This is a genomic window from Paraburkholderia sp. USG1, from assembly GCF_031570135.1.
GTDB lineage: Bacteria > Pseudomonadota > Gammaproteobacteria > Burkholderiales > Burkholderiaceae > Paraburkholderia > Paraburkholderia dioscoreae.
The window spans coordinates 179,862-193,530 of the sequence record NZ_JAMWXW010000011.1; the positions used below are offsets into that span (position 1 = coordinate 179,862).

The 13,669-nt window shown below is 61.2% G+C and carries 9 protein-coding genes; 3 read left to right on the forward strand and 6 right to left on the reverse strand.

Features of this window, described 5'->3' with window-relative positions; all coding sequences use genetic code 11:
• Positions 1–325 precede the first annotated feature (325 nt).
• Both NE850_RS16830 and NE850_RS16835 read left to right on the forward strand, forming a co-directional pair.
• Complete coding sequence (locus tag NE850_RS16830; RefSeq protein ID WP_007182376.1) at positions 326–1,024, forward strand: serine O-acetyltransferase; 699 nt, start codon at positions 326–328, stop codon at positions 1,022–1,024.
• Between the two features lie 5 nt (positions 1,025–1,029).
• A complete protein-coding gene (locus tag NE850_RS16835) occupies positions 1,030–1,800 on the forward strand; it encodes an alanyl-tRNA editing protein (protein WP_007182375.1) in 771 nt (256 codons plus the stop codon).
• A gap of 95 nt (positions 1,801–1,895) precedes the next feature.
• Here NE850_RS16835 and NE850_RS16840 read toward each other — a convergent pair whose 3' ends face one another.
• The 4 genes from NE850_RS16840 to NE850_RS16855 all read right to left on the reverse strand — a co-directional run bounded on the left by NE850_RS16840 (position 1,896) and on the right by NE850_RS16855 (position 5,685).
• Entirely contained in the window at positions 1,896–2,810 is a 915-nt protein-coding gene (locus tag NE850_RS16840; protein ID WP_310698940.1) for a PLP-dependent cysteine synthase family protein, read from the reverse strand.
• A gap of 22 nt (positions 2,811–2,832) precedes the next feature.
• Positions 2,833–4,008, reverse strand: coding sequence for a molybdopterin-synthase adenylyltransferase MoeB (gene moeB / locus NE850_RS16845; protein WP_197740245.1), 1,176 nt, complete (start codon positions 4,006–4,008; stop codon positions 2,833–2,835).
• 242 nt (positions 4,009–4,250) lie between these two features.
• Entirely contained in the window at positions 4,251–4,721 is a 471-nt protein-coding gene (locus NE850_RS16850; protein ID WP_310698941.1) for a Mov34/MPN/PAD-1 family protein, read from the reverse strand.
• 7 nt (positions 4,722–4,728) lie between these two features.
• On the reverse strand, positions 4,729–5,685 hold the full coding sequence (locus NE850_RS16855; protein WP_007182371.1) for a DMT family transporter: 957 nt from the start codon (positions 5,683–5,685) through the stop codon (positions 4,729–4,731).
• Between the two features lie 89 nt (positions 5,686–5,774).
• On the opposite strand from NE850_RS16855, the gene NE850_RS16860 reads away from it, so the two are divergent.
• On the forward strand, positions 5,775–7,214 hold the full coding sequence (locus NE850_RS16860) for a PLP-dependent aminotransferase family protein (protein ID WP_007182370.1): 1,440 nt from the start codon (positions 5,775–5,777) through the stop codon (positions 7,212–7,214).
• Positions 7,215–7,216: 2 nt separating this feature from the next.
• Here the strand turns inward: NE850_RS16860 and NE850_RS16865 are convergent, their stop codons facing one another.
• Together NE850_RS16865 and NE850_RS16870 are read right to left on the reverse strand one after the other, a co-directional pair.
• Complete coding sequence (locus NE850_RS16865; protein WP_007182369.1) at positions 7,217–10,537, reverse strand: efflux RND transporter permease subunit; 3,321 nt, start codon at positions 10,535–10,537, stop codon at positions 7,217–7,219.
• Positions 10,538–10,540: 3 nt separating this feature from the next.
• On the reverse strand, positions 10,541–13,663 hold the full coding sequence (locus NE850_RS16870; RefSeq protein WP_007182368.1) for an MdtB/MuxB family multidrug efflux RND transporter permease subunit: 3,123 nt from the start codon (positions 13,661–13,663) through the stop codon (positions 10,541–10,543).
• Positions 13,664–13,669 lie beyond the last annotated feature (6 nt).

The following is a 13,669-nucleotide window of genomic DNA, read 5'->3' on the forward strand; positions in this document are numbered from 1 at the left end:
AGCTATTGGCGCCTGAGAGAATCGCACACAGCGCCACCACCGGCATCTCCGTCAGATCATGACTCGGCGTGCGCTGAGCGGCTCGTGTAAATCGCCAACGCTTCTTCGATACTGATCGCGTCTTCCCGCATCGCTTTCCCCGGCCGCAAAAAACCTGAATAAACGCGCCTTTAGAAAGGACTTATGCGCCTCTCTTGACCAGCTGTAACGATTCATACAATTGCGCTGCCTTCGGCCGTCCTGGCGGCGCGGTTTCGGACTTGTCCCATAGCCGCATGCGTCGCCCATTGGCATAACGATAGTTATCTCGAACGTGGACGTATAAATGCCAAAGCAGATCGTTCAAAACCTCCTCCATGCAGCGTTGATGGAATGCTGCTCACCCGCTCTGGTCAATAAAATCGCAACGCACGCGCAGTGCATTGCGGCAGCCACGGCGGCCGAACACGATCTGAACGCCTTCGCCGCCAAGGATCCCGCATCCCGCGGTTCGGTCGAAGAGATAGCGTTGGGATACTCGTCTTACAAAGCGGTACTTCACTACCGCCTCGCCCACGCCATTCTCCACATGGCCTCGCTTGACGGCGACCGGAATAGGGAAATCGCAAGTGTCGCCGCCCTCGTATCGGCGCGAGGCAAGTTGCTCTCAGGCGCCGAAATTCATCCGCGCTGTCATATTGGCCGGCGCCTGGTTCTGGATCACGGGTGGGGTACGGTGATCGGTGAGACGTCGCGTATCGGCGACGACTGCTACATCCTCGGCGGTGTCGTTCTCGGGGCCACGGGCATAGCCGCCAACCCGTCCGGCAAAAGACATCCAACTTTGGGAAATCGGGCCGAGATTGGTGCATTCGCGCGAATCTTCGGCGACATTGTCATTGGCGACGACGTATTCGTCTCGCCGCATTGTGTGATCACGGAGAACATTCCATCCGATTCGGTCGTGACACTCAAATCCGCACTTCAATTGACGCGGAAGCGGAAGTCCAAAGATCCTGCCAGAACCCTTTTAGACTTATCCTGAACGCCATGTTTTCATTGAACCGCAAGACCAATAAGCGCTACTACGAGGATTTCAATCTGGACCGGTGCGTTGCCACGGTCGTCAAGCTCGGTGCCGGGCATGTCGAACTCGATGCCACTGTCGCCTATCCGGAGGGAGGTGGGCAGGACGCGGACCACGGCGTTATCGTTCTACAGAATGGCGTTGAGGTTCGCTTCATTCACGCCAAAAAAATGTACGGCGATCATCTGGCAGTCGCAGATTTCCCCGACATTCAGATAGGCGGGGTGATCGAGCATATCGTTCATCCCGATGACATTGGATATCTTGCGAACGTGCGCGTAGGCGACGCAGTCGAGGTGCGAATCAACCGCTTGCGCCGGGCGCAACTTTCTCTGAGCCACACGGCGTGCCACTTTCTCCTGATCGGCGTGCAACAGATAAGGCCGGACGCGGCTGCCTGGATACTCGGATGTCATATTCGGACCGACGCCGCACGGCTCGATTTCGCCGTCGACGAGCGCATCTCCGCAGAAGAAATCCGCGAGATAGAAACCATCGCCAATGCATTTGTCCTACGCGCCAGTGATGTGCGCGTCTATCCGCATTCCGTCCATCCCGACGCCCGATATTGGGAGTGCGAGGGCAACGTGATCCCCTGCGGCGGCACTCACCTCGGCAATGCGCGGCCGATCGGGCGCATGGAGATACGCCGCAAGAGTGTGGGTGCAGGTAAAGAGCGTTTATCCTGTTCGTTCAGCGAAGCCGTATTCGCGACAGACGTCTTTCATTCGTGACGTTTCTGGGTCCGTGCACTCCACCTGCTCCGGCTGCATGGAGAGGGTTGGTTGGGTGTGAGAAGGAAAACCGAAGCAACGGGCTATCGTTGCCGCTATCCGAAAGAGGATAGGTAAGACTCGACGCCGTCGTAGATCATGGTTAGCACGACGGCCCCGCTGGGCAGTATTTTTTTCAGTTTGGAGATTGCCACGAGATTGGCCGCCGAGGAAATTCCGAGGCTGATCGAGTCGCTCTGCATGGTTTGCCGGATCCTCGACTCGCAGTCGAGCCTGGAAACCTTGATCATTCCATCAAGCACGGACAGGTTCAGAACGGCCGGAACGACGCCGATCGACAATCCCTGGATTTCATGCGGCGCATGCCGGTCGGCCAGCAGATCGCATTGCTCCGGCTCGACCCCGAATACGCGCATGCCAGGCCAATGCTGCTTGAGCGTCTCGCCAATGCCGGTGATATGTCCACCCGTGCCGATCCCCGCCACGAAACAGTCCACTTGACGGTTGCCAAAATCGCGCAGGATTTCCTGAGCGGTGGACTCTCGATGCGTTTCCGGATTGGCATGGTTGCGCTGCTGATTGAGCATTACGTAGTCAGGATGCTCGAGCTGCAATTCCATGGCACGTTGACCGTGAGAATTGTTCCCCAGGCGGCTGTCTGAGAGCACCACCTTGGCGCCATACAATCGCAGCAGTTTTTGCTTTTCCGGACTGTAGTTGTCGGGTATCACCAACACCACTTCATAGCCGAGAATATTGCCGGCGATTGCGAGTCCAATGCCCGTGTTGCCGCCGCTGGGCTCTACGATGGTTTGCTGCCTGCCTCGTACGAGCACGCCCCTGCGTTCGGCATCGAGAATCATGCCCAAGGCGATCCGTGCTTTGTGGCTACCGCCTGGATTGAAGGATTCAAGCTTCGCAAAGACATCGAGCCCAAGTTCGCCAGAGAAGGCTCCTAGGCGAACAATAGGTGTGTTGCCTATGGTTTCGAGTATCGACGGGTAGATCATCGCTTCGGCAGCCGGTCACGGATTAGTAGATGGGCATGTCGGGCTCGACATCCCGCACCCAGCGTTTCATGCCGCCTTCCAGTACTTTCACATGGGGGAACCCGACGTCCTGAAGAATGATTGCGGCGCGCTCGGCTCGCAGTCCGCCATAGCAGATCAGATAATAGGTTTCGCGAGAATCCAGTAAGGCGGTGCGCTCGCTCAACTCGTCCAAAGGGATGTGCAGCACGCCGGGCAGCCGACAGACCTCCAGTTCATTCGCGTCACGTACATCGAGCAATATAGGGTTGCTGTCGGCGCGCTCCATGATTGCCTTGAGCGCATACGGTTCGATGAAGAAATCAGGTGCCAGCGGTTGCCGGTCCGTGTTCACGCTCGAACACACTATTTGAGCGGGTTCGCAGAGCTTGCCATGACGGTTCGGGGAGCAAGACGGGCAGCCGGAACGGCGCGAGAACCGGACCTCGTTAAATCTCATGGTCAACGCGTCGAAGCGCATCAGCCGCCCGGCCAGCGATTCGCCGATATCGAGAATCAGCTTGATGGCCTCGGTGGCCTGAATGAGACCGACGACGCCGGGCAGCACGCCAATGACGCCGCCGGCAGTGCAGTTTGGTGCAAGTTCCGGAGGCGGGCTGTTGGGAAAGAGGCAACGATAGCAGGGCCCCCCGCGATAATTGAAAACGCTCATTTGCCCTTCGAAGCGATATATCGCACCGTAGACGAGAGGTTTGCCCAATTGCGCACACACGTCATTGACCAAGTAGCGTGATGCGAAGTTATCCGTGCCGTCGACTATCACGTCGTATTGCCCGATCAGATGCCGGGCGTTGTCCGCGTCGAGCGCGGCGGCATAGGTGTCGATCTCAATGTCCGCGTTCAGATCATGCAGACGCTGTTTCGCCGATTCCACCTTGAGCATGCCGAGTGTGCTGTTCCCATGCACGATCTGGCGCTGCAAATTGCTGCGCTCCACCACGTCGAAGTCGATTAGCCCGAGGGTGCCTACGCCGGCAGCGGCCAGATAAAGGCAGATTGGCGAGCCCAATCCGCCTGTGCCGATGATCAGGACTTTCGCTTTCTTGAGTCGCAGTTGGCCTGCACGCCCAACGCCTGGCAGCGTGATGTGACGGACGTAGCGGCGAATCTCGTCATTGGAAAGGTGGTCGGTGTCGAGGCCGCCGGATGTAGCCAGCATGATTTCGACTTCGCCGCCCGCCGGAACTGCGTGCTCGGGGTCCACCACTTCGCCCGAACTGGTCAGGAGAAAGTGTTCCTTGAAGGCGTCGTTTTCGTAAAACAGGTGAACACGCAGTGGTGAATGGCGCGCACAAACGTGCTCGATCACCTCCCGCACTGTGCGGCCCTCGGCTTCCATGCGATGGGATGGCAGGCGTGCGGCTCTCGCGAGGACTTCCGGGAAGATCACGACTTTCATTGTCAACTCCTGATTGGTATTGCCGGGTTTTCCTGGCCGGCGTGAATCTCTTGAACACAGGCAAAACATTTGCCGTTCCATTGGAAAAGCTTTGCCCCTTTGGCATGACCCGCGCGGACATCCACGACGAGATAGGCGACCGGGTACGCCGGCTTGCCCATGAACAGTGCCTTGTTCTCGTCTTCATGACTGAAGTAGGCGCCGACGTCTGGATGCGAGTGGTAGATGACCGTGGCGGGATTGCCGCTTTGGAAGCTTCGGTTCATTGCAAGCGTGTCGGCGACGGAGAAGGTGTACCCGTTCGCGCCGGTGCGCGTATGGATATCAGGTTGCCGGCGATTCAACTCACTCTGGATATTGACGCCATGATGGACGGTTCCGTCGGCGAAAACGAAGCCGCAGCATTCCTCCGGATAGGTGCGGCTGGCGTGGCGGTAGATGCACTGCAGATTGTCGTGATTGAGCATGTCCATAGTGGCCTCACCGAGACATCTGCCTGTTTTTTACCAGGAGTTTTTCCGCGGGCAACTTTGTGATGGCGAATCCCAGCAGTAACAGGGCTGAATAGAAGCAAAGGTCTTTTGAAATCGGCAGCCCCTCGTACCAGGAGCCGATTACGACGGCAAACACGGGGAAGATGATGAACACGAACGAGAGAATGACCGGGCTGAGCCGCTTGAGCAAAAAGAAATAGACGATGAATCCGCCGACTGACGCGGCCAATCCCAGGTAGGTCAACGCACTCCATGAACGGAGTGTGATGTTCTCGAGTCTGGGATGTTCGAGAAACGTTCCTGCGATGAACAGCATTAAGCCGGCGATGCCGATCGGCAGCGTGTTGAAGGTGATTACGCCGATATGCGCGCCCTGACGTTTGGTGATGACGTAACACAACGCATGCATGACTGCGGCGGCGAGAATGGCCAGAACCCCGAGGAGTTCGGCGTGATCCATGTGCATGCCTTGCGTTTTAACGATCATGAACAGGCTGCCGAAACCGACGGCGATGCCGATCAATTGTGAGAAATAGATTTTCTCGCGCAGAAATAATGCGGAAAATATCAAGATAAAGACCGGCATGCTGCTAAATATTAGGGCTGTTAATCCCGATGCAACATGTAGCTCGCCGTAGTTGAGAAAATAATACGGAACGCAAAAGTAGCCCAGCGTGACGAAAATAAAGAAGCCGATTTTTTCACGCGGGAAGAAAAGCGGCTCCTTGCGCACCAACGCAAAGACGAGGAACAGCGGGAAGGCGATCAGAAAGCGAAGTCCGGCGGAAGTCAGTGGCGGCGCGCTTTCAACGGCTATCTTGATGCCCAGCCAGGTGGTGCCCCAGCTCAGACAGACAATCAGAAACAGGACGGACGTCACAAACCCGGTGCGCCAATCTCTGTATGCATTGCGCGGAATATCGATAGTGGCCGTTGTCGGCATGACGTCAATGTATCCCTTATCTTAATTTAAATTACGGTGAATCAGTAGAATTGGCGCGGATCAGATCGATAATCGTATTAGGATGCCTAATGACAGTCAAACCAATTATTGACATGGTTTCAATTCTGAAGCCGTCGCTCGAGTGTGGGCGCACACCCAAATACAAGCGCCTCGCGGAGGCGCTCGCGACACGCATTCACGACGGTTCGATCGCGGGCGGAGCCAAGCTCCCACCGCACAGGCTGCTGGCCGACAAGCTCGGTGTGACCGCCGGCACGGTTAGTCGCGCGTATGCGGAACTGGAGCGCATCGGACTGGTTGTCGCGAGAGTGGGCGACGGAACCTTCGTGCGCAAACGCGGCCTGGAGCGTTCATGCGACCGCGGCTTCAAGAATTGTAGCGACGAGCCGCACCGGTGCATCGATATGAGTCGCAGCATGCATATTCCCGGGCAGGAGGCCGTGATGCTCGCACGCAGCCTCGATGAGTTGGCCGCAGATGGCGAGACCCTGCGCGAACTCATGCTCTATACACCGGACCTCGGCTCCGCACGACATCGTCAGGCGGGTGCGCAATGGTTGGGCCACGGCGACTTTGCGAGCGGACCCGATCAGATCGTGTGCGTCAACGGCGGCCAGCACGGGCTGCTCTGCGCGCTGATTGCATTGCTTCGCGCGGGAGACATCGTGGTCACCGAGCGCCTCACTTATCCTGGGCTGATCAGCGCGGCGCGGCTGCTGGGCATCAAGCTGCTCGGTATCGAGATGGACGAGGAAGGTCTCATGCCTCAAGCACTACTGGACGTATGCCGTACCCATCGCGTTTCGGCGCTGTACTGCACGCCGAGCATCCAGAATCCGACCACCGCCGTGCTGTCCGTCGAACGCCGCGAGATCGTCGCAAAAGTGTGCCGGGCCCACAATGTCCTGATTATCGAAGACGAAGCGCATGGCGTGTTAATGGCCAACCGGCCACCGCCGATCAGTCTGTTCGCGCCCGAGCGCGGCGTCGTGATCGGCAGTTTGAGCAAGGTCGTCGCGGCAGGCCTGCGTGTCGGTTATGTCCATGCGCCTTTGCCGTTGATCAGCCGCTTCGGTGCCGCGGTGAGGGCCACCTGCTGGATGGCGACGCCTCTACCGCTCGAACTCGCGAGCCGCTGGATAGAGGAAGGGGTGGCGCAGAGGCTCATGCGTCAGCAGGCAGCCGAACTCGAACGTCGGAAACATCTGGTGGAACGCCATCTGTCAGGACTGAATTACGTGACGCATCCGCAAAGTCCGCACTTCTGGATAGAGGTTCCGGCGCCGGGGCGCGCGGTGGATGTTCAGACCGTTCTGGGGCAGCAGAACTGTCTTGTCAGTGCTGCCGGACTGTTTGCGGTGGGGCAGAGCGTCGTGCCTGAATTCGTCCGCGCGAGTGTCAGTCATGCCGGTGGCGGCGACGAGCTCCTGCAATCGGGTTTCGCGGCGCTGTCAGCCACGTTGCGACAACACGCGCACGCGAAGCTCCCGCACGCGAAACCCGAATAGCATCAGGACGGCGCAACCCCCGTTCTGCGAGCCTTGCGCGACTCCCATCTGAGCCGGACCCGGTCCATGTAGAGATACACTACCGGCGTCGTATAGAGCGTGAGCATCTGACTGACAATCAGGCCGCCGACAATCGCGATCCCGAGCGGCGCGCGCAGCTCCGCGCCTTCGCCGCGGCCGAACGCGAGCGGCAACGCGCCGAGCAGTGCGGCACAGGTGGTCATCATGATCGGCCGGAAACGCAGCAGACACGCCTGAAAAATCGCATCGCGCGAAGACAGCCCGTGCCGCGATGCTTCAATCGCGAAGTCCACCATCATGATCGCGTTCTTCTTCACGATGCCGATCAGCAGAATCACGCCGATTAGCGCGATGATGCTGAACTCGGTCTTGAAGAGCAGCAACGCCAGCAGCGCGCCCACGCCTGCTGAAGGCAGCGTGGACAGAATCGTCAGCGGATGGATGTAGCTCTCGTACAGCATGCCAAGCACGATATACACGGCGGCCAGCGCGGCCAGAATCAGGATCGGCTGATCGGACATGGACTGCTGGAACGCTTGCGCCGTGCCCTGGAAGCTGCCGTGGATGGTGCCAGGCATGCCGATCTGCGCCATCGTGTCGTAGATCGCCTGGGTCGCGGTGGAAAGCGACACGCCCGGGGGCAGGTTGAACGAAATCGTCGAGGCCACGAACTGGCTCTGGTGGTTCACGGAGAGCGGCGTACTGCCTGGCCCGAAGCTCGCGATCGCCGACAGCGGCACCATCGTTTCCTTCGCGGTCGACACCGCCGCGCCCGACGAAGCGCTCGACTTGCCGCTCGCCGCGATCGAATTGATCGCCTGGTTGCGCGCGGAGTCCGCTGCGATGCTCGCCGCGCTCGATGCGGTCGTGCCCGCCGTGCCGCCCGTCGTCGCGCTGGTCGCGCTGGTCGAGGTCGTGCTTGCCGTCGTCGTCACCGTGCCCGCCGGCGCGTTGGTGGTCTGGGCGCCGCTCGCGCTGCCGCCCGAGGTGCTGATATAGATCTGCTTGAGCATGTCCGGGCTCTGCCAGTACTTCGGCGCGACTTCCATCACGACGTGATACTGGTTCAGCGGGTTGTAGATCGTCGATACCTGGCGCTGGCCGAACGCGTCGTACAAGGTGTTGTCGATCTGCGCCGGCTTGATGCCGAGGCGCGCGGCGGTGGCGCGGTCGATCGTCACCATCGCTTCGAGGCCGCCTTGCTGCTGGTCGGAGTTCACGTCGGCGAGTTCGGGGCGTGCCTGCAGCGCCTCGGTGAGCTTTGGTCCCCACAGGTAAAGGTCGGGCGTGGAATCGGCCAGCAGCGTGAATTGATATTGCGCGTTCGATTGCCGTCCGCCGACGCGAATGTCCTGCACCGCCTGCAGGAAGGTCCGCGCGCCGGCCACGTCGCCGAGCGGCGCGCGCAGTTGCTGGATCACCTGATCGGCGGAAAGCTTGCGCTCGGACTTCGGTTTCAGCGTCACGAACATGAAGCCGGAGTTGGTCTGCCGCCCGCCCGTGAAGCCGGCCACGCTGTCCACCGCCGGGTTCTTGCCGACAATCTCCATCATCTGCGCGAACTTGCCTTTCATGGCCTGGAACGAGGTGCTCTGATCGGCCTGAATGCCGCCGATCAGCCGCCCGGTGTCCTGCTGCGGAAAGAAACCCTTCGGCACGATGATGTACAGCCAGACGTTCAGGCCGATCGTCAGCAGCAGGATCGTCACGATCAGGCGCGGATGCAGCAGCGCCCAGCCGAGCGTGCGCTCGTAGCCGCGCTGCATCGACGCGAAACCGCGTTCGAGCCAGCGGCCGAAACGGCCTTCTTCCTTCTGCTCGTGCGGCTCGCGCAGGAGGCGCGAGCACATCATCGGCGTGAGCGTGAGGGAGACGATCAGCGACACGCCGATCGCGAGCGAGAGCGTCAGCGCGAATTCGCGGAACAGGCGCCCGACAATGCCGCCCATCAGCAGGATCGGCAGGAACACGGCGACCAGCGAAATACTGATGGACAGCACGGTAAAGCCGACTTCGCGCGCGCCGAGGAACGCCGCCTTCATGCGCGGCACGCCATTCTCGATATGTCTCGAGATGTTCTCCAGCACCACGATCGCGTCGTCCACCACGAAGCCGGTCGCGATGGTCAAGGCCATCAGCGAAAGGTTGTCGATCGAGAAGCCGAGTAGATACATCGCGCCGAACGTGCCGATGATCGAGATCGGCACGGCCACGCTCGGAATCAGCGTGGCGCGCCAGTTGCGCAGGAACAGGAACACCACCATCACCACCAGCGCCACCGCGATCACGAGGGTACGCTCGGTATCTTTCAGCGACGCGCGGATCGTGGTGGAACGGTCGGCGGCCGGCGCGATCTCGACGTCCGCGGGTAGCGACGCATGCAGTTGCGGCAGCATTGCCGTCACCCGGTCGATGGTGTCGATGATGTTCGCGCCCGGCTGGCGATACAGGATCACCAGCACCGAACGCTTGCCGTTGAAGAGGCCGAGATTGCGCAAATCTTCTACCGAATCGACCACCTCCGCCACGTCGGAGAGTTTCACCGCCGAGCCGTTGCGATATGCGATGACCAGATCCTTGTATTGCGACGCCTTGCTGGCCTGGTCGTTGGTGTAGATCTGCACGCGGTTCGGGCCGAATTCGATCGAGCCTTTCGGGCTGTTCGCGTTGGCGGCGGCGAGCGCCGCGCGCACGTCTTCGAGACCGATGCCGTAGTGCGAGAGCGCATTCGGCTCCAGTTCGACGCGCACGGCCGGATTGGCCGAGCCGCTCACGTCCACTTCGCCGACGCCGTCCACCTGCGACAGCGACTGTTGCAGCACGGTGGCCGCGGAGTCGTACAACTGGCCGGCAGTGAGCGTTTTCGACGTGAGCGCCAGAATCAGGATCGGCGCGTCGGCCGGATTGACCTTGTGGTAGGTCGGGTTGCTGCGCAGGCTCGCCGGCAGATCGGCGCGCGCCGCGTTGATGGCGGCCTGCACGTCGCGCGCGGCGCCGTCGATGTCGCGGTTCAGGCCGAACTGCATGGTGATGCGCGTGGAGCCGACCGAGCTCATCGAGGTCATTTCGGTGACGTCGGCGATCGAGCCGAGATGCCGTTCGAGCGGACTGGCGACGCTGGTCGCCACGGTATCCGGACTCGCGCCCGGTAACGTGGCCTGCACCGAAATGGTCGGGAAATCGACCTGCGGCAGCGGCGCCACCGGCAGCTTCGTGAACGCGAAAACGCCGGCCAGCGCAATGCCGACCGCGAGCAGCGTGGTGGCGACCGGGCGGGAGATAAACGGACGCGACAGATTCATCGCTCAGTTCCCCGCGTCGGTGACGGGCGGCGTGGACTTGCCCCGATTGAAGCGCTCACGCACGCGGCGGCCGAGCGAGTCGAACGCGAGGTAGATCACCGGCGTGGTGAAGAGCGTCAGCAACTGGCTGACGATCAACCCACCCGCAATCGCGATACCGAGAGGACGGCGCAGCTCCGAGCCGGCACCCGTGCCGAGCATCAGCGGCAGCGCGCCGAGCAGGGCGGCGAGCGTGGTCATCAGAATCGGCCGGAAGCGCAACAGACACGCCTGATAGATCGCTTCGCGCGGCGGCTTGCCTTCCTCGCGCTCGGCGTAGAGCGCGAAGTCGATCATCATGATTGCGTTCTTCTTCACGATACCGATCAGCAGCACGATACCGATGATGCCGATGATGTCCAGATCGTGCCCGGTAATGAGCAGCGCGAGCAGGGCGCCGACACCGGCCGAGGGCAGCGTGGAGAGAATCGTTATCGGATGGATGAAGCTCTCGTACAGCACGCCCAGCACGATATACATCGTGACGATCGCCGCGAGGATCAGGAACAGTTCGTTCGACAGCGACGCCTGGAACGCCAGCGCCGCGCCCTGGTAGCGCGTCTGGAACGACGCGGGCAAGCCGATGTCCTTCTGCGCCTGGTCGATCGCCTTCACCGCCGCGCCGAGCGATGAGCCCGGCGCGAGGTTGAACGACACGGTGGTGGCCGGGAACTGGCTCAGATGCGTGACCAGCAGCGGCGCGGGCTTCTCGATGAAGCGCGCGATCGACGACAGCGGCACTTGCCCGCCCGTGGACGTGGAAGAGGGCAGATAGATCGACTTCAGCGATTCGGTGTAGTGCTGCATTTCCGGCTGCGCTTCCAGAATCACGCGGTACTGGTTCGACTGGGTGAAGATGGTCGAGATGATGCGCTGGCCGAACGCGTCGTACAGCGCGCTATCCACGGTGGCCGGCGTGATGCCGTAACGCGACGCAGTGGCGCGATCGATTTCGATGTAGACCGACTGGCCGTTGTCCTGCAGATCCGTCGCCACGTCCGCCAGCTCAGGCGACTGCCGCAAGCGCTCGACGAGCTTGGGCACCCACGTGGTGAATTCGCCGATGTTCGGATCGGTCAGCATGAACTGGTACTGCGTGGGGCTCACCGTCGAGTCGATCGTCAGATCCTGCACCGGTTGCATGTACAGCGACGCGCCTGGAATATGCGCCACGTCCCGCTGCAACTGGCGGATCACTTCGCTCGCGGTGTTGCTGCGGTCGTCGCGCGGCTTCAGGTTGATCAGCATGCGGCCGCTGTTCAGCGTGATATTGCTGCCGTCCACGCCGATGAACGAGGTCAGGCTTTCCACGTCCGGATTCTTCAGGATCTGTGCGGCGAGTTCCTGCTGGCGCTCGGCCATCGACGCATACGACACCGACTGCGGCGCCTGCGTGATCGCCTGGATCACGCCGGTGTCCTGCACCGGGAAGAAGCCCTTCGGAATGTATACGTACAGCAGGCCGGTCAGCACCAGCGTGAGGAGTGCGACGACCAGCGTGGAGCGTTGCCGGTTCAGCACCCACGTGAGCGCGACCGCGTAGCGCGCGATCACCCAGTCGATCGCGCGGTGCGCCTTGGCCTCGAAGCGGTGGCTCTCGTGCGGCGGCGTGTGGCGCAGCAGTTTGGCGCACATCATCGGCACCAGCGTGAGCGACACGACCGCCGAGATGACGATCGTCACGGCGAGCGTAATGGCGAATTCGTGGAACAGGCGGCCGACCACGTCGCCCATGAAGAGCAGCGGAATCAGCACGGCGATCAGCGAGACCGTCAGCGAAATGATCGTGAAGCCGATCTGTTTCGAACCCTTCAGCGCGGCTTCGAGCGGCGACTCGCCTTCTTCCACGTAACGCGCGATGTTCTCGATCATCACGATCGCGTCGTCCACCACGAAGCCGGTCGCGATGGTCAGCGCCATCAAGGACAGGTTGTCCAGCGAGAAACCGCACAGGTACATCACGGCGAGCGTGCCGATCAGCGACAGCGGCACCGAGAGACTCGGAATGATGGTCGCGTAGATGTTGGCGAGGAACAGGTACATCACCATCACCACCAGCACGACCGACATGGCCAGTTCGAACTGCACGTCGCGCACGGAAGCGCGGATCGTGGTGGTGCGGTCGGTGACGATCTCTACGTCGAGCGCGGCGGGCAGCGCCTGCTGCAATTGCGGCAGCAGCTTCTTGATGCTGTCCACCACCTGGATCACGTTCGCGCCCGGCTGACGCTGCACGTTCAGAATGATCGCGGGCGTGCCGTCCACCCATGCGCCGAGCTTGGTGTTCTCGGCGCCCTGCACGATCGTGGCCACGTCGGTCAGCATCACCGCGCGGCCGTTCTTGTACGCGACCACCGCGCTCTTGTACGCGTCGGCGTCGGTCAACTGGTCGTTCGCGTTGATCGTGTAGTTGCGCGTGGGGCCGTCGAAATTGCCCTTCGGCGTGTTGACGTTCAGGTTCGAGATGGTGGTGCGCAGGTCGTCGAGATTCAGACCGTACGCGGCAAGCGCGCGCGGATTCGCCTGAATGCGCACGGCCGGGCGCTGGCCGCCTGACAGGCTCACCAGGCCCACGCCCGCCACCTGCGAGATTTTCTGCGCGAGACGTGTGTCGGCCAGATCCTGCACTTGCGTGAGCGGCAGCGTCTTCGAGGTGATCGCGAGCGTGATGATCGGCGCGTCGGCCGGATTGACCTTGGCGTAGATCGGCGGCGCGGGCAGGTCCGAGGGCAGCAGGTTGCCGGCCGCGTTGATGGCGGCCTGCACTTCCTGCTCGGCGATGTCGAGCGGTAGATCGAGGCTGAATTGCAGCGTGATGATCGACGAGCCGGCCGAGCTTTGCGACGACATCTGATTGAGCGACGGCATCTGCCCGAACTGGCGTTCGAGCGGTGCGGTGACCGACGACGTCATCACGTCCGGGCTCGCGCCCGGATAGAAGGTCTGCACCTGGATCGTCGGATAGTCGACCTCGGGCAGCGCGGAGAGCGGCAGGAAGCGCAGCGCGACGAGACCGACCAGCATGATCGCCGCCATCAGCAGCGCGGTGCCGACGGGACGCAGAATAAAAGCGCGGGATGGATTCATGCGATA